Here is a 24,888-nt window from a genome sequence, read left to right on the forward strand (position 1 = left end):
CGGCAGAACAGAAACCTTTCGAGGTGGAACTGGCCGTGGCCGAAGTCGCTCAAACCCAGGAGGCGGACCATCTGTACCGTCTGACCTTTGACGGGTCCATTGCCGATGAGCACGGCTTCATCGTGATGGGCGGGCAGGCGGACAAGGTTTCCGAAGCTGTCGCGGCGGGCTGGCAGGGCGAACTCGACTTCGCGGGAGCCATCCGGCTGGCCCTCGCAGGACTCGTGGCAGACAAGGAAACCACCACCCTGCCGGTATCCGCACTGGAAGTTGCGGTACTGGACCGGGGGTCGGAAAGCGGCCGCGGCACCCGCCGGGCGTTCCGCCGGCTCGAGGACCCGGACATCGTGGCATTGCTGGCTGAGGAGAAGTGAGATGGACAAGCGCATATTCGGCATCGAAACCGAATTCGGAATTTCCTATTCAAGCCCGGAGTCCCGGCCGCTGGCGCCGGAGGAAGTGGCCCGCTACCTCTTCCGCAAGGTGGTCAGCTGGGGACGGTCTTCCAACGTCTTCCTGACCAACGGCTCACGCCTCTACCTGGACGTCGGCTCCCATCCGGAGTACGCCACGGCCGAGTGCGACGACCTCGCCCAGCTGATCGCCCATGACCGCGCCGGGGAGCTGATTCTGTGCGACCTCGTGGACGAAGCCCAGGAACGGCTGGCAGCGGAAGGATTCAACGGGACCGTGTACCTGTTCAAGAACAACACGGACTCGGCCGGGAACTCCTACGGCAGCCACGAAAACTACCTGATCCCGCGCCGCGGGGAATTTTCCCGGCTCGCGGAGATCCTCATCCCGTTCCTCGTGACGCGCCAGTTGATCGCCGGGGCCGGCAAGATCCTCAAGACCCCGCACGGGGCCACCTTCGCCTTCTCCCAGCGGGCCGACCACATCTGGGAGGGCGTCTCCTCCGCCACCACCCGCTCCAGGCCCATCATCAACACCCGGGACGAGCCGCACGCGGACGCCGAGTTCTACCGGCGCCTGCACGTGATCGTGGGCGACTCCAACATGTCCGAAACGACGGCGCTGCTCAAGATCGGCACGGTGGACCTGATCCTGCGGATGATCGAGGCCGGGGTGATCATGCGCGACATGAGGATGGAGAACCCCATCCGCAGCATCCGGGAAATTTCCCACGACCTGAGCGGCCGGGCACTGGTGCGGCTCGCCAACGGCCGGCAGCTCACGGCGCTGGAAATCCAGCGCGAGTACCTGGGCAAGGTAACCGCGTTCGTGGCCGAGCACGGTGCGCACAACGCACACGTGCCGATGATCCTGGACCTCTGGGAGCGCACCTTGGACGCCATCGAAAGCGGCGACACGAGCACGATCGATACTGAAGTGGACTGGGCCATCAAGAAGAAGCTCATGGACAACTACCGGGAACGGCACGGGCTGGGGCTTGACGCGCCCCGGATTGCGCAGCTGGACCTGACCTACCATGACATTTCCCGCGGCCGCGGCCTCTTCTACCTGCTCCAGGCCCGCGGGGCCGTGCGCCGGGTGGTGGACGACACCGCGGTCAAGGATGCTGTGGATGCCCCGCCGCAGACCACGCGTGCCAAACTCCGCGGCGACTTCGTCCGGCGCGCCCAGGAGCTCGGACGCGACTACACGGTGGACTGGGTCCATCTGAAGCTGAACGACCGCGCCCACCAGACCATCCTGTGCAAGGATCCGTTCCGCAGCGTGGACGACCGGGTGGATGCGCTGCTGGACTCGATGGGCTGATACCCAGCTTGGCACGTTATTCTGGGGGTAGGGCCGTCTTGCGGCCGCTGCTTTCTTTGCCGCGGGAAACCGAACGGCACTGAGTCCACCTTGCCTCGACGAAAGTTTCCAAGTGCGCCGACTACTAGCAATTCTTCTTCCCGGACTGCTGCTGCTGACCGCCTGCGGCGGCAGCGAAGCGCCTCCGGCTCCGGAACCCACCAGCCAGTCCGCGGGTGAGACCGCCAAGCTGGACTCGGTCAAACTGACCGAGAACGGTGACAAGAAGGCCCCCGGTGTCGAGTTCACCAAGCCGCTCGACGTCAAGGAACCCACTGTCAAGGTGGTCACCGAGGGCGGCGGCGACCGGGTCAAGGCCAACCAGATCGCGGACATTTCGATCGTTGCCTTCAACGGCACCGACGGTGCCACCCTCGAAGACACGTTCCCGAACGATCCCGAGCCGCTGGAGCTGAACGACGAGCTCAAGACCAGCAGCCCCGTGATCTACAACGCGTTCGTGGGCGCCAAGGTTGGCTCCCACATCGCCCTGGCCGTTCCCGGCCAGGCCGCCGCCGAGGGGACCGAGGCCAAGCCGACGCAGCTCCTGATCGTCAAGGTCCTCTCCGCCAAGGATGCTCCGCCGGTCCTKGACAAGCCTGAGGGCGACGCCGTCACCCCGCCGGCCGGCCTGCCGACCGTCAAGGAAAACGACAAGGGCATCCCGGAGATCTCGGTCACCGGCGTCAAGGCTCCGACCGAGCTGGTCTCCCAGGACCTCATCACCGGCAAGGGCCAGGCCCTCAAGGAGACCGACACGATCACCGTCAACTACGTCGGCGTGGCCCTCGCCACCGGCAAGGTCTTCGACTCCAGCTTTGAAAGTGGCAAAAAGGCCACCTTCCCGCTGACCGGTGTCATCAAGGGCTGGACCCAGGGCCTGACCGGCAAGACGGTCGGCTCCCGCGTCCTTTTGGTGGTCCCGAAGGACCTAGCCTACGGTGATCAGGGCCAAGGCGACGCGAAGGGCGACCTCGTCTTCGTCGTCGACATCCTCGGCGTCAAATAATCCACCGCATCCACCACACGTCAATACACGTCACGTCAAAGGAGTAACCATGTCATTTGGACAGCGCAACCTCGACCGCGAGAAGCCGGAAATTGACTTCCCCCAAGGGGACGTCCCCACCGAACTGGTCATCACCGACCTGATCGAAGGGGACGGCGCCGAGGCCAAGCCCGGCGACACCGTTTCCACCCACTACGTGGGCGTCGCCTGGTCCACCGGTGAAGAATTTGACGCCTCCTGGGGCCGCGGCGCGCCGCTGGACTTCCGGGTCGGYGTCGGCCAGGTCATCCAGGGCTGGGACCAGGGCCTGCTGGGCATGAAGGTCGGCGGCCGCCGCCGCCTCGAGATCCCGTCCGAGCTTGCCTACGGCTCCCGTGGCGCCGGCGGGGCGATCGGCCCCAACGAGGCCCTGATCTTCGTCGTGGACCTCGTCGCCGTCCGCTAATCCCCACCGGCCCCCTAATCCTCGCAAGCTCGGACAGGGAACCCTGCGGGCGTGGGCCCACCCACCCGCCCCCTATCCTCGCAAGTCCGCACCGGTTCCCTGGACAGGGAACCCTGCGGGCGTGGGCCCACCCACCCGCCCCCTATCCTCGCAAGTCCGCACCGGTTCCCTGGACAGGGAACCCTGCGGGCGTGGGCCCATCGGCCGGTGGTACCAGCAGGGAATATGCTGCTGACATGCGCAAAGCGCGGTAACAATCGGAAAAGTTCTTCCGGCTGTTGCCGCGCTTTCGTTATTTTCGGGGACCGGCTTTAGTACCCTTGCGTGGTGTCCGCCTCACGTACAGAACGTCTCCTGAACCTGCTCATTGCCCTGCTCAACACCAAGTACGGCCTGCGCCGCGGTGAGCTGCGCGAAAAGGTGTACCACGACACCACGAGCAGTGACGTCGCCTTCGGCCGCATGTTCGAACGCGACAAAGGCGAGTTGCGCCAGTTTGGCTTTGACGTCGAAACCGTGACGGACACGGGGTGGGGCTCCGACGACCCGGCAACCACCCGCTACCGGATCGGCAAGGAATCGAACCGGCTGCCCGACGTCAGCCTCAGCCCCGAGGAATGCACTGTCCTGATCCTCGCAGCGCAGCTCTGGGAGCATGCCGCCCTCGGCTCGGCCGCCGTGGACGCGGTCCGCAAGCTGCAGGCCGCCGGCGGCCTCGTCGACGCCGAACTTCCCACCGGCGTCCAGCCGCGCATCCGGCCCGCCGGCCAGGCCTTTGAAGACCTGGTCGCCGCGATGCATGCCCAGCACCCGGTCAGGTTCAGCTACCTCGCCGGCAGCACGGGCCAGGAGCAGGAACGCTTGGTGGAGCCCTGGGGCCTGGGCAGCCGCTTTGGCCAGTGGTACCTCGTGGGCCAGGACCGCGGCCGGGGGGACAAACGGTTCTTCCGGTTGTCCCGCCTGACGTCCGCCGTGACCGTGCTGGAGAAAAAGGGCTTCACGCCTCCCGCCGCATTCAATGTCCGCGCCGAACTGGCTGCCCTGGCCGAGCTGCCGGTACAGAGCGCCGTCGTCGATGTCGAGCAGGGACGGCTCCTGGGGCTCCGCAAACGCGCCCAGCCGGTTTCGGAGCCAGCTCCGGAACCCGGGGCCCTGGATCTGGAGTCCGGGGCCCGGCTGCCCGCGGCCGGGAGGGACCGGCTCACGGTGCCCTTCCGCGATGCCGAGACGCTGGGCGAGGAGCTGGCCTCCTATGGTCCCCGGGTCACCGTGATTTCACCTCCCGAATTCGCCGGCGCCGTCCGCCGCCGCCTCACCGGAGCCGCCGCCTTCGCCGCCAGGCCCGTTCCGGACGTGGCCTTCCCTGAAGCCGGCCGCGCCGGGCGCACCCGCAAGCGCACCTCGGAGGACCAGCTCAAGCGGATGCTGCAGCTCGTCCCCTTCCTTGTCCACAACCAGGGACTGCATATCAGCGAGGTCGCGGCCAGGTTTGGGATCACCCGCAAGGCGCTCGAGGACGACCTGCGGATCCTGATCTGCTCAGGCCTGCCGGAAGGCTACCCCGACGATCTGCTGGACATCCAGTGGGACGATGATCACGTTTTCATCACCCAGGACCTGGACCTGACCCGCCCCGTACGTTTCACCGTGGACGAGGCCTGCGCCCTCTTGACCGGCCTGGAAACCCTCAACGGCCTGCCCGAGATCGCCGAAGGCGGCGCACTGGAATCGGTGACGCTCAAACTCATGGCCGCTGCGGGGGAGGAGGGGGTGAAGGCGGCTGCGCTGTCCGGCCCCGAGGTGGCCCCCGGCAACTCTGCCACCCTCGAAACCGCCCGTACGGCCATCAGGTCCGGGGCGCAGCTGCACTTGAGGTACTTCTCGCCGCAGCGCGACGCCGTGTCCGACCGCGACGTGGACCCCTTGCGGCTCTATTCACTGGACAACACGTGGTACCTCGAGGCGTACTGCCACTCTGCCCAGGGCCTGCGCAACTTCCGGCTGGACAGGATCGAAGCCCTTGAGCCCAACGGCCGGCCGGCGGCCGCGACGGCGAAACCGGCGGACAGCTTTCCGGTGAAACTGTTCACCCCGAACGACGACGACACGGTGGTGGTGGTGGAACTTGCGCCCCGTGGCACTGGTCTCGCAGACGACTACTACGCCGAGAGGACCGCGGCGCTGCCCGGCGGCGGCATGCTCGCCGAAATCCGGTTCGGCAGTACGGGCTGGCTGCCAATGTTCGTAGCCCAGCACGGCGGAATGGTGCGGATCCTGCAGCCAGACGCCCTCGCGAACGCGTCCAGGGAATGGCTCGCCGCTGCCCTGGCGCAATACGAAGCCTCGTCGGATCGCCCGATAGACTGATAAGCATGCCTTGGTGGTCCTGGATCCTGATTTGGATAGCGCTCGTCGCGCTGTCGCTGCTCTTCTTCGGCGTGCTCGGCGTGCGGCTGTACCGGCAAGCCATGACCACGCTTGAGGAATTGGGTGAAGCCGCCGAACGTTTTTCCCGCCTGCCCTCACCTTCGGCCCCCGAGACCGGGTCCGCAACGGCCGACGCCGGTGCCCCGGACGGCACGGACGCAGGCCCCCGGCCGGTTCCCGGCGACGCCGTTTTTGCCTCGCCTGCCCGGATGCGACATGATTACCACGCATCCAAGTCCGCCCGGCAGAACGCCCGCCGGCTGCGCCGCATCCAGCGCAAGAAGGACCGCGGGCAACCACAGGCGCTGAGCGACATCGAAACGCGTTAGTCATAGGATGTATTCAAACGAAAGGACCTCCCCCCATGAGGCTTGAAGGCTGGCATCTCATCATCATCATCGTTCTGGCATTGGTGCTTTTCGCTGCGCCGAAGCTGCCGGGCATGGCCCGCAGCCTGGGCCAGTCGATGCGCATTTTCAAGTCGGAAGTCCGGGAAATGAAGAAGGACGGCGCCTCCGACGCCAAGGATGGCTCAGAGCCGGTCGAAGGCAGGGTTATCAACCACCCGCAGGCCGGCGCACCGGAAAGCCGCACGGGCGACGGAACCGACGTTCCGCCGTCGACCCGCGCCTAAGTCCGTATGGCATTGACCATGAGCCGTCGATCGAACCCCGAGGGGAGGATGGCGCTCCTCGACCACCTGAAAGAGCTGCGCAACCGGCTCTTTAAGGCGGCAATCGCCGTCGTCCTTGGGACGGTAGTGGGTTTCCTTGTCTACCAGCCAATGCTGACGGCGCTGATCAAGCCGATCCGCGACCTGAACGAGCACGAGGGCCGTCAGGCCACCCTGAACTTTGACGGCGTCGCGAGCTCGTTCGACCTCATGATCCAGGTGTCCGTGTTCCTGGGCCTGATCATCGCCAGCCCCGTCTGGCTCTACCAGCTGTGGGCCTTCATTGTGCCCGGGCTGCACAAGAAGGAACGCCGCTTGGCCCTGTCCTTCGTGGCCGCGGCCGTGCCGCTGTTCGTCGGCGGCGTCCTGCTGGCCTGGCTTGTGCTGCCCAACGCCGTGCGCGTCCTGACCGATTTCACGCCGTCGGGCGGCTCCAACTTCATCAGCGCCCAGGTGTACCTGTCCTTTGTGCTGCGGCTGCTGCTCGCCTTCGGCATCGCCTTCCTCCTGCCGGTGGTCCTGTTCGGGCTGAACCTGGCCGGCCTCATCAAGGGCCAGCAGCTGGTCAAGAGCTGGCGGATCACGGTGTTCCTGGTCTGCCTGTTCGCCGCGATGGCCGCCCCCGGCGCCGACGCCATGAGCATGTTCTACCTGGCCGGACCCATGCTGGCGCTGTTCTTCGCCGCGATCGGGCTCTGCCTGCTCAACGACCGCCGGCGCGAGCGACGCGCCGTCAAGCATGCGGCCGAGACCGAAGCCACGGCCGACCAGGCCACCCCCAGCTCCGAGCTGGAGAACCTCTAGCCCTTCGCGCACTAGGCTGGAAGCATGTCGTCACACCCCGGGCCGGAATCGCCGTCCGAACGTTACCGCGCCAGCGTCGAGCGGGCCGCCGAAGCCAAAACCTATCTGGGCGGCTTCATCCGCTCGCTCGAATTCGAACTCGATGACTTCCAGCGCGAAGCATGCCTGTCCCTGCAGGCGGGCCGGGGCGTGCTGGTGGCCGCCCCCACCGGCGCCGGGAAAACCATCGTGGGGGAGTTCGCCATCTATCTGGCCCTCCAGCGCGGTCTCAAAGCGTTCTACACCACGCCCATCAAGGCCCTGAGCAACCAGAAGTACGCCGAGCTGGCCGCCAAGTACGGCGCCGCCCAGGTGGGCCTGCTCACCGGCGATACCAGCATCAACGGGGACGCCCCCGTGGTGGTGATGACCACCGAAGTGCTTCGCAATATGCTCTACGCGGACTCCGACACCCTCGATGACCTCGGCTTCGTGGTCATGGACGAAGTCCACTACCTCGCTGACCGCTTCCGCGGGGCGGTGTGGGAGGAAGTGATCATCCACCTGCCCAGCGAGGTCCAGGTGGCATCGCTGAGCGCCACGGTCTCCAACGCCGAGGAGTTCGGCGCATGGCTCGACACCGTCCGCGGGCAGACCGACGTGATCGTCTCCGAACACCGCCCTGTGCCCCTGTGGCAGCACGTCATGGTGGGCCGGAAGATCGTGGACCTGTTTGCCGGCGACACAACCTTTGACGAGATCGCCCCAGCCGGTGAGGCAGGGGGAAGCGAGGCAGCTGACGGTCAGGCAGTTGCCGGCCGGGCCGCTGCAGGCAGTGTCCCTGCGGCCGTTGGCTCCGCGGCCATCACCGCAGAGCTGCCCGGGCGGGCCGGTTTCGAGGTCAACCCGGAACTGCTGTCCATGGCACGGGCCGAGAGCCAGATGAATTTCCGTGGCCGCTTCGGCCATGGCGGCCGCAACCAGCGGCGGAACCAGCGCCAGCGGGACGAACCGCAGAGCGCCCAGCGCAGCCCGGTGCGGAAGGCCAGCCGGCCGCAGGTTATCGCCAGCCTGGACCGGCAGGACCTCCTGCCGGCCATCACGTTCATTTTCTCGCGGGCCGGCTGCGATGCCGCCGTGGCCCAGTGCGTCGCGGCGGGACTCTGGCTGACCACCGAGCGCGAACAACAGATCATCGCCCAGCGCGTCGACGAGGCCGCCCAGGACATCCCCTCGGACGACCTCGATGTGCTTGGCTTCTGGAGCTGGCGGGACGGCCTGCTGCGCGGACTCGCCGCGCACCACGCCGGCATGCTGCCGACGTTCAAGGAGGTTGTGGAGAAGCTGTTCGTCGACGGGCTGGTCAAGGCCGTCTTCGCCACCGAAACGCTTGCCCTCGGCGTCAATATGCCGGCCCGCTGCGTGGTGCTGGAAAAGCTGGACAAGTTCAACGGCGAGGCGCATGTCAACATCACTGCGGGGGAGTACACCCAGCTGACCGGCCGCGCCGGACGCCGCGGCATCGACGTCGAGGGCCACGCCGTCGTCMTGTGGCAACCCGGCACGGATCCCGCGGCTGTCGCCGGCCTCGCCTCACGGCGGACCTACCCGCTGAACTCCAGTTTCCGGCCCACGTACAACATGTCCATTAACCTCCTGGCGCAGTTCGGCCGGCCCCGCGCCCGGGAGATCCTCGAATCGTCCTTTGCCCAGTTTCAGGCGGACCGTTCCGTCGTTGGGCTGGCCCGGCAGGTCCGGAGCCGGGAAGAGTCCATCGCCGGGTTCAGCAAGGCCATGACCTGCCATCTTGGGGATTTCACCGAATACGCGCGGTTGCGGCGGGCCCTGGGCGATGCCGAGACCACCGCCTCCAGGGGCAGCTCCCGGGCTAAAAAGTCCCTCACCGAGGACTCCCTGAGCCGGCTGCTTCCGGGCGACGTGGTGGATGTCCCCGGCGGCAAGTCGCCCGGACTGGCGGTGGTGCTCAGCTCCGACCACGAATCCCGGGAGCCCCGTCCCGCCGTCATGACTCTGGACAACCAGCTCCGCCGGATCGGCCTGCACGACGTCGAAGGTCCGTTGTCACCGATCACGCGGATCAGGATTCCCAAATCCTTCAACGCCAAGGTCCCCAAATCCCGCCGCGATTTGGCGTCCTCGGTGCGCAACGCCATCCGCGAGCACCGGCCGCCTGCGCCCCCGCGCCGCGACGACGACTTCGGCCGGGCCTCCGCAGCGCCCAGCCAGGAGAAGCGGATCGCCGAGTTGCGCCGGGAGCTCCGCGCCCACCCGTGCCACGGCTGCAGCGAACGCGAGGACCATGCCCGCTGGTCCGAACGCTGGTGGAAGCTCCGCCAGGAAACGGACGGGCTCATCCGCCAGATCCAGGGCCGGACCAACACCATCGCGAAGACCTTTGACCGCGTATGCGGCGTCCTGACGGGCTACGGCTACCTGGAGACCTCGGACACCGGTGTGCTGTCCATCAGCCCGGACGGGCAACGCCTGCGGCGGATCTACGGCGAAAAGGACCTGCTGATTTCGCAGTCACTGCGGATGGGCGCGTTCAACGACCTCGACGCCGCCGAGATCGCCGCCCTGGCCAGTGTGCTCGTCTACCAGGCCAAGCGCGAGGACCGCGGCCTGCGGCCCAAGATGCCGAGCGTGTCCCTGGAATCCGCGGTAGACACCGTGGTCCGGGAATGGTCCGCGCTGGAGGACGTGGAGGAGGCCAACAAGCTCCCTCTCACCGGCGAGCCCGAACTCGGCCTCGTCTGGCCGATCTTCAAATGGGCCAAGGGCCGGCACCTCCAGGACGTGCTGAGCGGCACCGACCTGGCTGCAGGCGACTTTGTCCGCTGGGTCAAACAGGTGATTGACCTCCTGGACCAGCTGGCCGACATCCCGAACCTCGACCCCCGGGTTGCGCGGCTGTGCGCGCAGGCCATCAAACTCATCAAACGCGGCGTCGTCGCCTATTCGTCCGTGGCGTAGGGAGCGGGCCGTGCCGGCCCGCTACCTGGCCCCCTGCCGGGCCTCCCACGACTTTCGAACCCGCCGGCGCTGGACCGGCCACCAGTTACAAGGAGTTCCCGCCCCATGACCGATTCGCCGGCCGCCCCCGCCCCCCGCAAAGTCACGCTGTACCGCAACGGCTCCGTCTACACTGCGGCCGATCCCTTTGCGACCGCGGTGCTGGTCGACGGCGACACTGTCGCCTGGGTCGGTTCCGAGCAGGCCGCCACGTCCATCGCGGACTCCTCCATGGAGGTGATCGATCTGCAGGGCGCGCTGCTGGCCCCCGGCTTCGTCGACTCCCACGTCCACGTGACGGAAACCGGAATCGCCCTGGCTGGGCTGCAGCTGGCCGGCGTGCGCTCGGCCACTGAACTGCTCGACGCCGTGGCCGCCTTCTCCCTCTCCGCTTCCAGCGCGGATGGCCCCGTCCTGGGCCACGGCTGGGACGAGAGCACTTGGTCCGATCCCACCCTGCCCACCCGGGACGAAATCGAACGCGCGGCCGGCGGCCGCCAGGTCTACCTGTCCCGCGTGGATGTCCACTCGGCCCTGGTTTCAAGCTCCCTGGCGGCGTCGGCCGGCCTGGACGGGCTCGACGGCGCCGCCGGCAGCCAGGTCAAACGCGGGGCGCACACCGCCGCCCGCCTGGCAGCCCGCCAGCTGCCGGCAGACACCCTGCGCACGTACCAGCGGCGTGCCCTCGCCGAGGCCGCCGCCAACGGTTATGTGGCCCTCGCGGAGATGGCTGCACCCCACATCGGGAGCATCGAGGACCTGCAGCTGGCGACGGCCTGGAATGACGGCCCGGACGCCGTCCCCGAGATTCTGCCGTACTGGGGCGAACTGGCCACATCGCAGGAACATGCCCAGTCCATCCTTGACGGCCTGGGCGTATCCGTTCTGGGTCTGGCTGGCGACCTCAACATCGACGGCTCGATCGGCTCACGGACCGCCTCCCTCCGTGCGGACTACGCCGACGCACCAGGAGAGCGCGGCAACCTGTACCTCTCCGTGGCCGAGGCCGCCGCCCACCTTGCGGCGTGCTCGCTGCTGGGAATCCAGGCAGGTTTCCACGTGATCGGCGACGCGGGCCTGGACGCTGCCTTGGAGGCCCTCGACCTTGCCGCGGCCGAGGTGGGGGAGCAGCGCGTCCGCGCCGCGGGGCACCGATTCGAGCACGTCGAGCTCGCGGATCCCGCGGCCATCAGCCGGCTGGCACGCTATTCGGTCACCGTCAGCGCGCAGCCGGTCTTCGACGCCCTGTGGGGTGGCGGGAACGGCCTGTACCAGCAGCGGCTCGGTTCCCGCCAGCTGGGAATGAACGCCTTTGGAAGCCTCTACGCGGCCGGTGTGCCGATCTGCTTCGGCAGCGACAGCCCGGTGACGCCGCTGCGGCCGTGGTCCAGCGTGCGTGCGTGCCTGCAGCACACCAACCCTGCGGAACAGATCTCCGCCCGCGCCGCGTTCCTGGGCCACACACGGGCCGGCTGGCGGGCCGCCCGCTACCCCAACCCCATGGCCGGGCAGCTGGTGCCGGGGGCGCCGGCCAGTTTCGCGGTATGGGAGGTCGAGGAACTCATGGTCCAGGTTGCCGACGGCCGGGTGCAGTCCTGGAGCACCGACCCGCGCGCCCGCACACCGCTCCTGCCGGCGCTGGACACCGGCAGCGATCCTGCCTGCCTGCTGACGGTACGGGACGGCCGGGAACTCTATGCCAGCGGCGCCGTCGGCGCCTGAGCCCTGGGCGCCCAATCCACGGCCCGTCATCCGGCCGGCGGAGCCGAAACATTCACGGCCGTAACCCTGCCCTGAACTGGGGCGATGGACATAACGGCAGGTCACGGCTCGGTTGACAGATCGGTCCGCCCCCGTAGCATTGAGGGGCAACGGAGGGTTGCGTACGGCGCAGGCTCCGTCAGTCCCGGTCCATCCCAGGTTGCCGCACCCGCGGGAGCTTTACTGGTCATGACCCCGGGCACCCCACGGGGCGGGTCTACTTCGCAGCAGAAAACGGTTCCGGCGCCGCAATTCGAGGCCTGCCGGAACTGGCCCGAAGCGGGTGGACCTGCCCGGGGGGTCACGCGGGCCCATGACGGGCGCGCAACTCCCTATAATGGGAAGTTGCGCCTGAATATCCGGAACGAATGACGTTCGGCGCACCGACCGCTCCCTTCAAGGAAAGGCCTCGCTGTGCGTGTCCTCACCATCATCCCGACCTATAACGAGCTGGAATCGTTGCCCAAGACCCTCGGTCGCCTGCGCACAGCCGTGCCCGCTTCCGACGTGCTGGTTGTCGACGACAACAGCCCCGACGGCACGGGGCAGCTGGCGGACCGTCTGGCGGCCGACGACGGCCAGGTCCACGTCCTGCACCGCGCCGGAAAGGCGGGGCTGGGAGCCGCGTACATCGCGGGCTTCAAGTGGGGCCTGGAGGCCGGCTACGACATCCTCGTGGAGATGGACGCCGACGGTTCGCACCAGCCCGAGCAGCTGCCCCAGCTGATCGAAGCTGTGGAGCAGGGCGCGGACCTCGCCATGGGCTCACGCTGGGTTCCCGGGGGCAGTGTGGTCAACTGGCCGCTCTACCGCCAGGCCATCAGCCGAGTCGGCAGCACCTACGCCCGGATCATGCTGGGCGTGAAGATCAAGGACGTCACCGGCGGCTTCCGCGCCTTCCGCCGGACGACGCTCGAGAAGCTGAACCTGGATGCAGTGGACTCGGTCGGCTACGGCTTCCAGGTGGATCTGGCCTGGCGCGTGGCCAAGCTCGGCCTGACCATCGTGGAACGGCCCATCACCTTCGTTGAGCGTGAGCTCGGCGCTTCGAAGATGAGCGGCAATATCGTCGTCGAAGCCATGATCAACGTCACCAAGTGGGGACTCACTGCCCGCTGGAACAAGCTCCGGGGCAAGCAGGACAGCCGGCAGAACGCCTAGCAGCACGGACGGCTCCCGTTCCCGGATGGCAATCCGGACCAAAAAGGGCCGGGCCCGCATCAACAGAGTGATGCGGGCCCGGCCCTTGCCGTAGCCGGTGCGCTGGGGGTCTAGGCCGAGCGGCGTTCGCCCCGGCGTTCGCGCAGGATCGTGAGGCGGTCTTCGAGGATCTGCTCCAGCTCGGGCAGCGAGCGGCGCTCCAGCAACATGTCCCAGTGCGTGCGAACTGCCTTTTCGTTRCTGTTGACGGGGCGTTCGCCGTCGACCAGCAAGGCCTCCTTGCCCGTCTTCGAAACCCAGACCGGGGGGATTTCGGCTTCCGAGGAGAACGTCACGAACACCTGCTCGCCGTCCTCGCAACGGTATTCAACCCGCTGGCGCGGAGCCGGTTCGACGCCGGATTCGGTCTCCATGCTCTGTGCGCCAAGGCGCATACCCCGCAGGCTGCGATCGCTCATCTTTTCTCCCTCTATTCGGTTCGCAGGGTCCAGCCCTGCGTTGTCCGGGGACCGTCAGGCGCCCGGACTTCTGGTTGCACCGCGCTGTACCGTACCTGGCCCGTTTGGCCCGGCCAGATGACAGTTGCCAGTGGACAAAAACTGCTTGGAACGTCATTGGAATCAACGCTGTGCGGAGCGTTTTTGTTCCGGACGGCTGAACCGACCGGACAAATATTCAAGTATACGGGAGTGGTGCGGGCGAGGTAAAGCGAGTAGCCCCGCGGGGTGAACTGCGTAGGCTGCACCCGACCGGCCCGTCGTTGAATTGGCCGGCCCCCGCAGCCGGGACCGCGCAGGCTGCGCAGTTACGCAGGCGGCGTCCGAGTGATCCAATGCGGACTTGGGCTCAGGGCCGGCTCCCTTGGCCGTCTGCACCGGCCGGCGCTGACGGCGGAACAACGTCCGGCGTCGGGGACGCCTGCTCTTGCACGGCGTTTGCCCCCAGCACGTTCCCGATCCCCTTGAGTGCCTCGCCTACCTCGCTGGGAATGATCCACAGCTTGTTCGAGCTCCCCTCGGCTATCTTCGGGAGGGTCTGGAGGTACTGGTAGGCGAGCAGCTTCTGGTCCGGGTTGCCCTTGTGGATCGCGTCAAAGACCTTCTGAATGGCCTGCGCCTCGCCGTCAGCGCGCAGGATCGCGGCCTTGGCGTCGCCTTCGGCCTTCAGGATGGACGACTGGCGCTGGCCCTCGGCGGTGAGGATTGCGGACTGTTTGGTGCCCTCTGCCGTCAGAATGGCCGCGCGGCGGTCACGTTCGGCCCGCATCTGCTTTTCCATCGAATCCTGGATCGAGTGGGGCGGATCGATCGCCTTGAGCTCCACACGGGAGACCCGGATGCCCCAGCGTCCGGTCGCCTCGTCCAGGACGCCACGGAGCTGGCCGTTGATCTGGTCGCGCGACGTCAGCGCTTCCTCAAGGTTGAGGCCGCCAACCACGTTGCGCAGGGTGGTGGTGGTGAGCTGCTCCACGGCCTGGATGTAGTTGGCGATCTCGTAAGTGGCGGCCCGTGCGTCAGTGACCTGGAAGTAGACCACAGTGTCGATCGAAACGACCAGGTTGTCCTCGGTGATGACGGGCTGCGGCGGGAAGGAAACCACCTGCTCACGCAGGTCGAGCAACGGCAGCAAGCGATCCACAAACGGGATCAGCAGGGTAAGCCCGGGATTCAGGGTGCGTTGGTATTTGCCCAGCCGTTCAACGACGCCGGCCCGGGCCTGTGGAATGATCCGAACCGACCGGACCAGCACAATAATTACGAACACAATTAGTACCAGCAGCACAATTGCGACTGCGATATCCATACTTCACCTATTCCCCAGTTGTTTGGTTTTGTCTCGCTGCGGCAGTTCCGAGGCCCTCCGGACACCACTGCCCGCAGAACTGCTCTCCCTTATTGGATTGCCGATTCCGGCTGCGGGGCCACGATCGCGGTGGCACCGTCGATGGCGCTGACCACAGCCTGCTGTCCGGGCACCAGCACTCCCGATTCGGACCGTGCACTCCAGACGTCCCCGCCAATCTTGACGAGCCCGCCGCTTTCATTCACGGCCTCCATGACGACGGCGGATTCGCCGATAAGTCGTTCGATGTTGGTGCGCTGATCCGCCGGGCCTCTGTGCAGATGCTTGAGGGCCACCGGCCGAACGAAGCCAATCATGAGGAGGGACACAACGCAGAAGGCGATGATCTGAAGCCACGGATCCGCACCGGCGAAGTCCGCCACGAGCCCGGCGAGGGCGCCGCCGCCTAGCATGATGAAGAACAGGTCCAGAGTGATCATCTCGACCACGGCAAACAGGAGAAAGAGCGTGAGCCACAGGGCCCACCAATTCTCGATCAACCATTCAGACATCAATTCCCCCTTTAGTTCCGGGAGCTGCAGGCACAGTTCCCCAGTAACTGTCTTTCCATCCTAAGCGGCGGGGCAATAGCTGGGACAGGGAGTTGGGAATTCATGGACAAAGTGGCCAAGTCGTTATTTCGCGGGTCGATTCCCTGCCCGATTTCCCCATCCCGATTCCCCCGGGAGTGGTTCAGGGCGGCTTGAAGGCAGGCCGCGTCGCGGCGTCGCGGCGGGAGCGGTCAGCGGATGGGTGCAAAAACGCTGATCCGGAAGCGGGCCGAGACAGCGGTCCACGCCGGAAGCCCGGCCTCGAGGGCCGCGAGTGCGGCACGGTCCAGGTGGTGGCCTGCCGGACCCATGTAGGCAAGGTTGGCGACGTCGCGCGGAGCCAGGGTCAACGCCAGGTCCAGATCCCTGGCGCTGACGGCCGCGAAATCCTTGCCCAGGGAAGCAGTGAGCCGTTCGTCCTTGGCCGGTTCGATCCCCAGCATCCCGGTCAGGCCGGCAATCTCCTCCAGGTGTCCAGGCCGTGGTGTGACCACGATCAGGCGGCCGCCGGGGCGGAGCACCCGGGCGAACTCAGGCGCGTTGCGCGGCGCAAAGACCACGGTGACGACGTCGACGGCGCTGTCCGCGAGCGGTAACGGCTGCCAGACGTCCCCGACCACGTTCAAGGCTTCCGGGTTCATCCTGGCGGCCCGGCGCAATGCAAACTTGGAAATGTCCAGGCCGATGGCCGCGGCCAGGACACCATCGGCCGAAGCACCGTCCGCCGAAGCACCGTCCGCCGAAGCACCGTCCGCCGAAGCACCGTCCGCCGCGGGATCGGGCGTTAATGCAAGATCCCGTGCCGCGCGATCCCGGGCGAGACGATCCAGCACGGCCCTGAGGTAGTGCCCGGTTCCCGTTCCGGCGTCCAGCACCGCCGGCTGCCCGGCCGGGGCCTCCATGAGCGCCGGCGCGGCAAGATCGGCAATGGCATCGGCCAGCCGCCGGTAGTGCCCTGCCGAGAGGAAATCGAAGCGGGCCGCCACCATCTCTGCGCTGTCGGCTTCAAAAACAGTCCCCCTGCCGACCAGGAAGTTGAAGTATCCCTGCCTGGCGGCATCAAAGCTGTGGCCGGCGCCGCACACCAGGGTGCGGGCACCGCCGCCACCGAAGCGGAGAGCGTCCCGGCAYACCGGGCACAAGAGGGGGAAATCGGGGGCGGGAGGCATAGCTTCATCCTAAGCGCGGAACCCCGGCCCGCCTCGCGGCAGGGGGCCGGGGCAGGTCACGCTGGAGCYTTCCCGCCGACGGCGGCCGGCCGGGGAATGGGACGGCCGTGGCGTCCGCGGCGCACCGGCAGGACGTGAGGTAGTTCACAGCGCGCCCGCCGCGGGTTAGGCTCGCAAGCGTGAAATCTGAACATCTACCGCTGCTCAATTCCGTCTCCGCCCCCGCCGTGCACCCTGACGGCTCCCGCGCCGTGGTGTCCGTGATCCGGCCGGACTTCGATGCCGATGCCTATGTGGGCCAATTGTGGACCGTCCCGTTGGATCCGGACCTGAACATCCCAAACCTCAACCCCGGCCAACGGCCGCGCCGCCTGACCCGCGGCTTCCGGGACACCGCGCCGGACTTTTCACCGGACGGCCAGGCCCTTGCGTTCCTGCGTGCGGCTGCCGGCGGAAAACCGCAGCTCCACGTGGTGGAAGCAGCCGGCGGCGAACCCCAGCTGTTAGCGGCAGCGCCGCTGGGGGTCAGCTCCTTTGCCTGGTCACCCGATTCCCGCAGCATTGTCTTCGGTGCCAGGACCCCTGATGAGGGCCGGTACGGCAACATCGACGGGGTGGGTGCCGGCAGCGAGGACGCCCGGCTGATCACCGATTACCAGTACCGCATGAACGGTCTTGGCTACACGGCCGACAAGCCCCTGCAGCTGTTCCTTGTCGAGGTGCCGCAGCTTGACGCCGAACCGAAGGTGGCCCCGGCCGGGCGCGCCCTCAAGGCCCTCGGCGCCGCGGCCGATCCCGCGGAAACCGGTGCCAGCCTGCTGCCGGCCGCCAGACAGCTCACCACCGGGGCGGCGGACCACAACGACGCCAGCTTCAGCGCCGACGGCGGCACCATCTACTTCACCGCGGCCCTGCATGAGGGCCGGGACACCGACCTCGTCAGCGGAATCTACGCGATTCCCGCCGCCGGAGGGCAGCCGCAAGCCCTCTCACCGGCCAATACCGGACGGCAGACCGTCAGCGCCGTGCGCCAGTCCGCGGACGGGAAGTGGCTGTTCTTCCTCGCCCAGGACCTGGGCGCATCCGGCCGGGACTTCGTGGCCAGGAACACCGCCCTGTATGCCATGCCGGCCGCCGGCGGAGACGCCACAGCGCTCAGCGACGCCGAGACCCTGGACGTGTCCGGCGGCAGCCGGATCGAGCTGCGCGGGGCCGCGGGCGCCCTGGTGCTGAACAATGCGCGGGGAACCGTAGAGCTGCACGAATTCGTCGCGACGGGAGGCCACGCCGTCCTGCTGGAGGGGAACCGGGTGGTGACCGGGGCCGCGGACGGCGGGGGGCGGCTCGTGGTGAGTTTCAGCGATGCAACCACGGCCGGGGACCTCGCTGTGCTCGACAGCGGGCACGTGCACCGCCTGACGGATTTCTCCGCGCCTCTGCGCAGCGTGGCGGGCATCAGCGAGCCGCAGGAACTGACTTTGCCCTCGACCGACGGGTACCCGGTCCATGGCTGGCTCGTGAAGCCGGCGGGCCCCGGCCCGCACCCGGTGCTGCTGAACATCCACGGCGGTCCTTTTGCCCAGTTCGGCGTGGCCTTGTTCGACGAAGCCCAGGTTTATGCCGGGGCCGGTTACGCCGTACTCATGTGCAATCCGCGGGGCTCGGCTGGCTATGGCCAGGAGCACGGACGCTCCATCAAGGAGCGGATGGGAACCGTGGACATGCAGGACGTCCTCGCCTTCCTGGACGGGGCCGTGGAGAAGTTTGAGGACCTGGACGCCGCCAATGTCGGCATCATGGGCGGTTCCTACGGCGGCTACCTGACGGCGTGGACCATCAGCCACGACCACCGCTTCAGGGCGGCCATCGTCGAGCGCGGTTTCCTGGATCCGGTGAGCTTTACGGGTTCTTCTGACATCGGCTGGTTCTTCGGCGGCGAATACACCGGCCCTTCGGCGGAGCAAATGGCGGCCCAGAGTCCCATGGCCCGGGTGGAGAACGTACGGACGCCGTCGCTGGTGATCCACAGTGAGGAGGACCTCCGGTGCCCCGTGGAGCAGGGCCAGCGGTACTTCACCGCCCTCAAGCAGCAGGGCGTCGAGACCGGATTCCTGGTTTTCCCGGGTGAGAACCATGAGCTGTCCCGCTCCGGGACTCCGCACCACCGCAAGCAGAGGTTCGATGAAATCCTGAAGTGGTGGGCCCGCTACCTGCCATCTGCCGGGAACCCGGCACCTCTGCCTTAGTCCTCCGCCGGGTCCGGCAGGAACCCGAGTTCCTGCCGGGCACGGCTGATGTCTGGCTGGGCCCAGCGGGCCGAGTATTCGGCGTTGTTGCTGATGGAGCGCAGCTCGGCCCGGTCAAGGAACAGCACTCCGTGCAGATGGTCGGTCTCATGCTGGACAATCCGGGCTTGCCAGCCGGTGAAAGTCCGCTCCAGTTGCGTGCCGTCCGGCGCCGCGAAATCGAGCTGGACCGATTCCGGCCGCAACACCGCCGCCTGCAGGCCTCCGATGGAGAGGCAACCTTCGTAGAACGCCACGGACTTGTCGCCAAGGGCCCGATAGCTCGGGTTCAGCATGGCAAAGAACGGCAGCGGTTCCCGCCCGCGGATGGCTGCGACGTCGGGATCGACGGTGAACTGGTCCTCCAGGACGGCGAGCTGCAGCGGAATGCCCAGCTGCGGTGCCGCCAGGCCGACGCCCGGGGCCTTGTGCATCACGCTGCGCATGAGGTCGATGAGGTGGCCGAGTTCGGCGTCACTCAACTGGCCGTCGAAGGGTGCCGCCACGTGCCGGAGCACCGGGTGCCCTGCCTGGACAATCGGCGGAAGGATACCCGCACTCAGGATCTCCTGGACGGCCTCGCTGATCCGGGCGGCGCTGAAGTCGGTGGGCCTGGCGTCAAAGGACATGCCCCCAGACTACTGGCGGCCGCACGCCTTTGTAACAAAGTCATAAATCCGGCCACGAAGTTGGCTGCCGGCGTCGATCTTCACAACACCCTCCCGGCCCGCCACCCTGACCCGAAGCGGCAGGAGCGTGCCCACCTTGTCTTCGGCCACGGCGTGGGGATCGCAGCGGGAGGGCCGGATGCCCAGGCGCACTTCCGCCGGTGGCCCGCCTGCGCTGAGCGTCACCGAACGGGGCCAGGGGGCTTGCGGGGCTTCCGCCAGCAAGGGGGTCTCCTCGACCCGGTCAATCACCAGCTCACCCGCGCCAGCCCCTCCACCGCTGGCAGCGCGCGGTTGCACCAGCAGACGTACGACGGCGGTCCGCCCGTCCGCGGCGACCTCGAGGTCAGGAACCAGCGCGATCGCGGCCACGGCCGAGGCTGCCCGGGCCAGGCACATCTCCGAATTGTTCCGCGCCAGGACGCCGAACGGGTCTGCTGCCCGGGCGACGGCTTGGGGCGGCGCAGTTCCCTGTGGCACAGAGCCTTGCGGCACCGCCAGCCGGAGTGCGACAACCGCGTTGCCGGAGTCGGCGCCGGAGGCGGTTGCCGGCCCTGTTGAGGACGGGGACGGGGAGCCGCATTCTGGTGCGGGCAGCGGTGCCGGCAGGCTTTTCGCCTGTCCGGGCGGAAGCTCAATCCCGCCCGTGCGCGCTGGCCAGGTGATCGGCGCCGCGAACAGCGGGCTGGTCAGTTCCGCGGCAAGGACCGTCAGGGCGCGGCCGGTGGTGTTCGTGAGCTGGATTTCGATGATGTGTTTGCTGTAGTTGTCACGGAACTGGCTGATTTCCGCGGTCACAGCATCCGTGGCCGCGGAGCTCGTACCGGCCGGACCGCCTTCCGGGCTGCAGGCCGCAGCAGCGCCCAGCACGGCCGCGGCGATCGCGGCTTCCGCTGCCCGGAATACGATGTGCCGCCGGCGCGTCACCACGGGGCCGTCCATGCGCACAGTCTATTCTGCGGTCAGCCGACTGGCTTTGCGGCACCATCCACGGTCACGGCCGAGAGGGAGTCGGCCATCGTCGCCGAACCGTCAGCACCTGCCCGGGCGCCCTTACGGAGTGCTACCCCGCGGCGCCAGTTCAACGGACTCCACGGCATAGGGTTTGGTCGCCGACCGCTGAAGGGGACGGCGGAGGCGCAGCTGGTACGGCCCGTTCTGGAACGTGGCGCGGGGGTCCAACTGGACAACCAGGCGTGGTTCGTCACGGGCGGCGTCCACCCGCATCACGATGCCGGCCCGCCGTCCGCCCACGAACAGCGGGGTCGCCGGCTCGACAGCGGTCCCCTTAAGGAGTTCCTGATGCTCCGGCCCCGCCGCCAGGAACAGGATTCCATGGGCCACCCCGACGACCTTCAACGGGATCACCCCGTCCGGCGGCGGGGTCGCCGGGGCGGGCCGGGGTTGTTTTTGGTACTCCTGCGCAGATGACGCTCCGGCTGCGCTCGGGGGTCGGTCGCATTCCTCGCAGCGGGTCCGCGCTCCGATGTCGGCCAACAACGTCACGAGGAGCCCTCTGGGTGCGTTGCGCCATTTGTCGGCCACATCGTGGCACCACGCCGTATGGTACTCGCTCCCGTACTTCATCACGTAGACCTGATCATCGCCGAGGAGGGGCGCGCCCTCCTGCCGGGCGGCGGGCTCGACCGGCTTGATTTCGCCGAGACCTCTGGCATCTGCATGGGCGGGGCGGCCGGTCTTGAGGTATTTGCGGATGAAGGGATTGAGTTGCCGATTTGGTCGTGGAATTCCGGAACCTTCCTGTGCGGCGGGAGTGCGTTCGCAACACACCCTTTACCCCCGACCCACCCTGCTGGGCGGCCCCAGGGGCTCGAACTGGCGCTGAGCGATGTCGCGCCGTTGTCAGGCTGGACTATCAAAAGAACTCTGCAAAAAACTCCGAGTTACGGCACCCTGGACCGAGTTCGGGGCCACAACGGACCGACTGCGGTTCCGATGCACGGTTTGGGCTCGGCAACTCAGGATGCCCTGGCGCGTCGAACGTGAGCAGCCCACCAAATTCTCCCGCATGTGCGGGTGAATTTCAAAAGGTGTCGGCGGGTGTCTTTGAGGGGCAGCGACGGGCGGGAGGCCGCGGGGCAGCAACCGGGAACCTCACTGCATCGTGAAGCGGCGGGCGATCAGTGCATTCACCGCCGGAACTGCGGCGACGCCTCCGATGGCCCGGTTCCGCAACGCCAAGAGGCCGTCCGTGAGGGGCCGGCCCAGGGCCATATTGATTTCGGCCTGGCGTGCGGCCCTCGCCGCCGCCCGCAGCCGGGTGCGTTCGAAGTTCTTCAAGGCGCCGTCTATATGCTGGCGGCGCATGGCGGCCGTTGCGATCGGTACCAGCGCCGCAGCGTCGAGCCAGCCCAGGTTCATGCCCTGCCCGCCGATGGGACTGACCTCATGGGCCGCATCCCCGATCATCACCACCCGGCCGGTCACCATCCGGCGGGCCAGGCGCGTGCGGACGCCGAAGCTGCTGAGCATGGTGTTGGTTCCGGCGTCGATGTCGAGTCCTGTCCGCTCGCGTACGCAGCGCATGAGCCACAGGGCGTCGCCGCCCTGACTGTCGCCGCGCTGGCCCCCCGCGGTGGCGCCGCCGGCAGCAGGGGGGTCGCCGGCGCCCAGCCGGACCACCCAGCGGCGGAGATGACCGGGCAAGGGGAACGACTCCACGATGCCGGCCCYGGCCAGGAAGAGCGCGGCGTCCGGACCGAACCCGGTGTTATCCGCGAAGTCACCCATGAGGTAGCTGTCCGGGTACTCTTTGGCTCGCAAGGCGACGCCCTGCAGCGCCCGCACTGTGGAGCGCACGCCGTCGGCGGCAATGACCAGCGGCGCCGCATAGCTCAAGGTGCCGCGCCCGGATACGGCTTCCACGGTGACGCGGGCGCCGTCGTCGGACAGCCGGGTGAGGCGGACGCCGCGGTGCAGGGCGCCGTCGTTGAGCTCATTGACCCGCCGTTCCAGCAGCGCCTCCGTGCGGCCCTGGGGCAGGGACAGGACGAACGGAAAACGGTCCGAGACACCGGCAAAGGACATCTGGGCGAGGCATTTCCCGCCGGCGAGGGCAACTCCGCGGCGGATCGGGACGCCTTCGGCAACCAGGGCCTCGGAAACTCCGGTACCCGCGAGCGCGGCCAACGCCGGCGGATGGATGCCGATGGCACGCGAATGCGGTTCCGGTGCGCTCCGCTGTTCCAGGATCTGCACATCCACGCCTTCCTGCAGCAGCAGCGCGGCCATGAACAGTCCCACCGGACCAGCACCGATGATCAGCACTTCAGCCACGGGCAGCGGGCCTCCCCGGATAGTCGCCGTCGGGAGTGTCCAGCAGCAGCAGGTTCCGGAATGGGGCGTGGCGGGCCACTGTCCAGCCGGGGGGAGCGGCGGCGGCCAGCTCCGCGGCAGTGTAACTTCGACGGATTGAGGTCAACCCGTCCCGCCGGATGTAGGAGCCGGAGAGCACCCAGGAGCCGGCAAAGAAGAGCGCGTAGGCGGCGGGGCTGCGGCGGATGTCGTTGTGGATGACGGTGCCATTGGACAACATGGCACACTCGCTAAGGAACGTTCCCAGCCCACTGAGGTGGTGCAGCACATGGTTGGACACCACGACCTCGTACCGCTGGCCCCCTGCGAGCAGCTCTGCAGAGCTCGCCTGGCGAAACGTCACGTCCGCCGTTGCGTGGCGGGCACGGGCGAACAGGATGGCCCGCGGATCCGGGTCAATGGCAGTGACTTCCAGGCGCAGCCCGTCCCGGGCGGCCCATTGGGCAAGCAGCACCGAAACGTCGCCCCCGCCGCAACCGACGTCCAGCAGGGACGTGGGGGAGTCCGCGGACAGCCGCGGCCGGATCCGGGTCCGATAGATGCCGCGCCAACCGGCCACTGCGCGGTTGACGAGCGCAAACTGGGCATAAGTGCGCTCCAGCCGGCCGGGATCGCAGCCGGGCAGGTCCATTTCCTCGACGGCGTCTGACGCGCGGTCCCGCAAGAGGGCCGCCCGGAGGTGTTCTGGGATCTGCTTCGCGCTGAACGGTTTCAGTGTGGCCGCTTTCAGACCCGTACCGCTACTGGTTCCGCCGGTTCCGCCGCGGACTCCTGCCGCGGGTTGTCAGCAGGTCGCGGGGCAGCCAGCCTGGTGAAGAGTGCCGTTTCGACCGTCAGGCCCGGGCCGAAGGCCATGGAGCAGATCCGTTCCACGCCCGGGCCGCCGGGGCTGGCCGGGCTGGTCCCGGCGTCGTCCGCCGCCGGCAGGTCCAGGATGTGCTTGATGACGAACAGGACGGTGGCGCTGCTCATGTTGCCGAAGTTCCGCAGGGTTTCGCGGGCGGGGACGAGTTGTTCGTCGCTGAGGTCCAGCCTGGACTGGACCTTGTCCAGGATGCTCCGGCCGCCCGGGTGGATGCCCCAGTGCTGGATGTCCCGGTAGGGGAGTCCCTGCAGCGAACTGTCGCGGGACAGGAGAGGTTCGAGGGCGCCGATGATGTGGTCATCGATGATGTGCGGGACATAGTTTCCCAGCACCATCTCGAAGCCTTCGTCGCCGATGTTCCAGGCCATCGAGTCCTCCCCGACGGGTGTCAGAACGGTTTCGAAGTGGTCCAGCCGCAGCAGGGCTRGTTCGCCAGGGATGTCCCGCGCCGTGATGATGGCCGCAGCGGCGCCGTCGGCGAACAAGGCCGATCCCATGATGGTGTCCGGGTCATTGGAGGTCCGGACGTGGAGGGAACAGAGTTCGGCGCAGACCACCAGCACCGCCGCATCCGGGTCCGCCTCACAAAATGACTTCGCGGCCCGCAGCGCCGGGAATGCGGCGTAGCAGCCCATGAAACCGAGGTGGTACCGCTGGACGGCCGGGTTCAGGCCGAGGGCCCGGACAATCTTGTAGTCCGGGCCCGGATTGAAGAATCCGGTGCAGGAGACGGTGATCAGGTGGGTGATGTCCTGCGCATCGACTCCCGGACAGGCATCCAGGGCTTTTTGGGCGGCCTCAATGAAGAGCTTGGTCGCTTCCGTGGCGAAAATGCCGTTGCGGGTCTTGGTGCTGGGGCTGAGCACCAAGCCGGTGGCCGGGTCGAAGAACTGGGGATCTTCCGCCCGGCTGTCCTTGGTGAGTTCCTCGACTGCCGTATGCCGGGTGGCGATGGCGGCGGAGTCAAAGCAGGTGTTGACCAGCCGGGATCCGAGCCGAGTGAGGCCCGGCTGGGCGGCGAACACCGCCCTGGCCTCGGACTGGACCAGGATGGTTGGCGGGACTGCAGTTTCTAAGGACCTCAGGTAGACCGTCATGGTT

At 67.6% G+C, this 24,888-nt stretch carries 21 protein-coding genes and 1 pseudogene; 12 read left to right on the forward strand and 10 right to left on the reverse strand.

What is annotated here, in order from left to right; all coding sequences use genetic code 11:
* From AC1DR1_RS17485 to AC1DR1_RS17535, 11 genes and pseudogenes are all read left to right on the forward strand, one after another.
* A pseudogene (locus tag AC1DR1_RS17485) lies at nucleotides 1-374 on the forward strand (proteasome subunit alpha); the annotation flags it as partial.
* A 1-nt stretch (nucleotide 375) separates the two neighbouring features.
* The gene (pafA, locus tag AC1DR1_RS17490) at nucleotides 376-1,740 is read left to right on the forward strand and encodes a Pup--protein ligase (RefSeq protein WP_229994974.1); all 1,365 of its coding nucleotides are present in this window, start codon (nucleotides 376-378) and stop codon (nucleotides 1,738-1,740) included.
* Between the two features lie 112 nt (nucleotides 1,741-1,852).
* Entirely contained in the window at nucleotides 1,853-2,788 is a 936-nt protein-coding gene (locus AC1DR1_RS17495; RefSeq protein WP_229994973.1) for an FKBP-type peptidyl-prolyl cis-trans isomerase, read from the forward strand.
* Nucleotides 2,789-2,837: 49 nt separating this feature from the next.
* Nucleotides 2,838-3,233, forward strand: coding sequence for an FKBP-type peptidyl-prolyl cis-trans isomerase (locus AC1DR1_RS17500; RefSeq protein WP_229994972.1), 396 nt, complete (start codon nucleotides 2,838-2,840; stop codon nucleotides 3,231-3,233).
* 327 nt (nucleotides 3,234-3,560) lie between these two features.
* A complete protein-coding gene (locus AC1DR1_RS17505) occupies nucleotides 3,561-5,600 on the forward strand; it encodes a helix-turn-helix transcriptional regulator (RefSeq protein WP_476992998.1) in 2,040 nt (679 codons plus the stop codon).
* A 5-nt stretch (nucleotides 5,601-5,605) separates the two neighbouring features.
* Nucleotides 5,606-5,989 (forward strand): hypothetical protein, encoded by a 384-nt coding sequence (locus tag AC1DR1_RS17510; protein WP_229994970.1) that lies wholly within the window; start codon nucleotides 5,606-5,608, stop codon nucleotides 5,987-5,989.
* Between the two features lie 35 nt (nucleotides 5,990-6,024).
* The gene (gene tatA / locus AC1DR1_RS17515) at nucleotides 6,025-6,294 is read left to right on the forward strand and encodes a Sec-independent protein translocase subunit TatA (RefSeq protein ID WP_229994969.1); all 270 of its coding nucleotides are present in this window, start codon (nucleotides 6,025-6,027) and stop codon (nucleotides 6,292-6,294) included.
* Nucleotides 6,295-6,342: 48 nt separating this feature from the next.
* Complete coding sequence (gene tatC, locus AC1DR1_RS17520; RefSeq protein WP_229994991.1) at nucleotides 6,343-7,137, forward strand: twin-arginine translocase subunit TatC; 795 nt, start codon at nucleotides 6,343-6,345, stop codon at nucleotides 7,135-7,137.
* A gap of 24 nt (nucleotides 7,138-7,161) precedes the next feature.
* On the forward strand, nucleotides 7,162-10,110 hold the full coding sequence (locus AC1DR1_RS17525; RefSeq protein ID WP_476992982.1) for a DEAD/DEAH box helicase: 2,949 nt from the start codon (nucleotides 7,162-7,164) through the stop codon (nucleotides 10,108-10,110).
* Nucleotides 10,111-10,215: 105 nt separating this feature from the next.
* On the forward strand, nucleotides 10,216-11,871 hold the full coding sequence (locus tag AC1DR1_RS17530; RefSeq protein ID WP_476992983.1) for an amidohydrolase: 1,656 nt from the start codon (nucleotides 10,216-10,218) through the stop codon (nucleotides 11,869-11,871).
* Nucleotides 11,872-12,324: 453 nt separating this feature from the next.
* A complete protein-coding gene (locus AC1DR1_RS17535) occupies nucleotides 12,325-13,071 on the forward strand; it encodes a polyprenol monophosphomannose synthase (RefSeq protein ID WP_229996184.1) in 747 nt (248 codons plus the stop codon).
* Nucleotides 13,072-13,181: 110 nt separating this feature from the next.
* On the opposite strand, the gene AC1DR1_RS17540 is transcribed toward AC1DR1_RS17535, so the two are convergent.
* From AC1DR1_RS17540 to AC1DR1_RS17555, 4 genes are all read right to left on the reverse strand, one after another.
* A complete protein-coding gene (locus tag AC1DR1_RS17540) occupies nucleotides 13,182-13,529 on the reverse strand; it encodes an RNA polymerase-binding protein RbpA (protein WP_026266329.1) in 348 nt (115 codons plus the stop codon).
* A 388-nt stretch (nucleotides 13,530-13,917) separates the two neighbouring features.
* Entirely contained in the window at nucleotides 13,918-14,874 is a 957-nt protein-coding gene (locus AC1DR1_RS17545; protein ID WP_229996015.1) for an SPFH domain-containing protein, read from the reverse strand.
* Between the two features lie 89 nt (nucleotides 14,875-14,963).
* Nucleotides 14,964-15,425 carry an NfeD family protein gene (locus tag AC1DR1_RS17550; protein ID WP_090580549.1) on the reverse strand — a complete coding sequence of 154 codons (462 nt, stop codon included), beginning with the start codon at nucleotides 15,423-15,425 and terminating at the stop codon, nucleotides 14,964-14,966.
* Between the two features lie 230 nt (nucleotides 15,426-15,655).
* Nucleotides 15,656-16,633, reverse strand: coding sequence for a putative RNA methyltransferase (locus AC1DR1_RS17555; protein ID WP_476992984.1), 978 nt, complete (start codon nucleotides 16,631-16,633; stop codon nucleotides 15,656-15,658).
* Nucleotides 16,634-16,812: 179 nt separating this feature from the next.
* On the opposite strand from AC1DR1_RS17555, the gene AC1DR1_RS17560 reads away from it, so the two are divergent.
* Nucleotides 16,813-18,879: a S9 family peptidase gene (locus AC1DR1_RS17560; protein WP_476966756.1), complete on the forward strand. Its 2,067-nt coding sequence runs from the start codon at nucleotides 16,813-16,815 to the stop codon at nucleotides 18,877-18,879.
* Here AC1DR1_RS17560 and AC1DR1_RS17565 read toward each other — a convergent pair.
* The 6 genes from AC1DR1_RS17565 to AC1DR1_RS17590 all read right to left on the reverse strand — a co-directional run bounded on the left by AC1DR1_RS17565 (nucleotide 18,876) and on the right by AC1DR1_RS17590 (nucleotide 24,884).
* Entirely contained in the window at nucleotides 18,876-19,547 is a 672-nt protein-coding gene (locus AC1DR1_RS17565; protein ID WP_476966757.1) for a peptide deformylase, read from the reverse strand. The two genes, AC1DR1_RS17560 and AC1DR1_RS17565, sit on opposite strands and share 4 nt — an antisense overlap.
* A 9-nt stretch (nucleotides 19,548-19,556) precedes the next feature.
* Complete coding sequence (locus AC1DR1_RS17570) at nucleotides 19,557-20,528, reverse strand: hypothetical protein (protein ID WP_476966758.1); 972 nt, start codon at nucleotides 20,526-20,528, stop codon at nucleotides 19,557-19,559.
* A gap of 111 nt (nucleotides 20,529-20,639) precedes the next feature.
* A complete protein-coding gene (locus AC1DR1_RS17575) occupies nucleotides 20,640-21,173 on the reverse strand; it encodes a hypothetical protein (RefSeq protein WP_476966759.1) in 534 nt (177 codons plus the stop codon).
* 528 nt (nucleotides 21,174-21,701) lie between these two features.
* Nucleotides 21,702-22,883 (reverse strand): FAD-dependent oxidoreductase, encoded by a 1,182-nt coding sequence (locus AC1DR1_RS17580; RefSeq protein WP_476992985.1) that lies wholly within the window; start codon nucleotides 22,881-22,883, stop codon nucleotides 21,702-21,704.
* Complete coding sequence (locus tag AC1DR1_RS17585) at nucleotides 22,876-23,586, reverse strand: class I SAM-dependent methyltransferase (protein WP_476966761.1); 711 nt, start codon at nucleotides 23,584-23,586, stop codon at nucleotides 22,876-22,878. The genes AC1DR1_RS17580 and AC1DR1_RS17585 overlap by 8 nt, the downstream gene beginning before the upstream one ends.
* A gap of 62 nt (nucleotides 23,587-23,648) precedes the next feature.
* Complete coding sequence (locus AC1DR1_RS17590) at nucleotides 23,649-24,884, reverse strand: type III polyketide synthase (protein ID WP_476992986.1); 1,236 nt, start codon at nucleotides 24,882-24,884, stop codon at nucleotides 23,649-23,651.
* Nucleotides 24,885-24,888 lie beyond the last annotated feature (4 nt).

Source organism: Arthrobacter sp. P4_F10 (assembly GCF_056401435.1).

Bases quoted from the DNA above. Each gene is read 5' to 3' on its own strand.
- AC1DR1_RS17510 (WP_229994970.1), top strand. From the start codon at position 5,606: ATGCCTTGGTGGTCCTGGATCCTGATTTGGATAGCGCTCGTCGCGCTG.
- tatA (WP_229994969.1), top strand. From the start codon at position 6,025: ATGAGGCTTGAAGGCTGGCATCTCATCATCATCATCGTTCTGGCATTG.
- AC1DR1_RS17545 (WP_229996015.1), bottom strand. From the start codon at position 14,874: ATGGATATCGCAGTCGCAATTGTGCTGCTGGTACTAATTGTGTTCGTA.
- AC1DR1_RS17530 (WP_476992983.1), top strand. From the start codon at position 10,216: ATGACCGATTCGCCGGCCGCCCCCGCCCCCCGCAAAGTCACGCTGTAC.
- AC1DR1_RS17550 (WP_090580549.1), bottom strand. From the start codon at position 15,425: ATGTCTGAATGGTTGATCGAGAATTGGTGGGCCCTGTGGCTCACGCTC.
- pafA (WP_229994974.1), top strand. From the start codon at position 376: ATGGACAAGCGCATATTCGGCATCGAAACCGAATTCGGAATTTCCTAT.
- tatC (WP_229994991.1), top strand. From the start codon at position 6,343: ATGGCGCTCCTCGACCACCTGAAAGAGCTGCGCAACCGGCTCTTTAAG.
- AC1DR1_RS17570 (WP_476966758.1), bottom strand. From the start codon at position 20,528: ATGGACGGCCCCGTGGTGACGCGCCGGCGGCACATCGTATTCCGGGCA.
- AC1DR1_RS17575 (WP_476966759.1), bottom strand. From the start codon at position 21,173: ATGAAGTACGGGAGCGAGTACCATACGGCGTGGTGCCACGATGTGGCC.
- AC1DR1_RS17565 (WP_476966757.1), bottom strand. From the start codon at position 19,547: ATGTCCTTTGACGCCAGGCCCACCGACTTCAGCGCCGCCCGGATCAGC.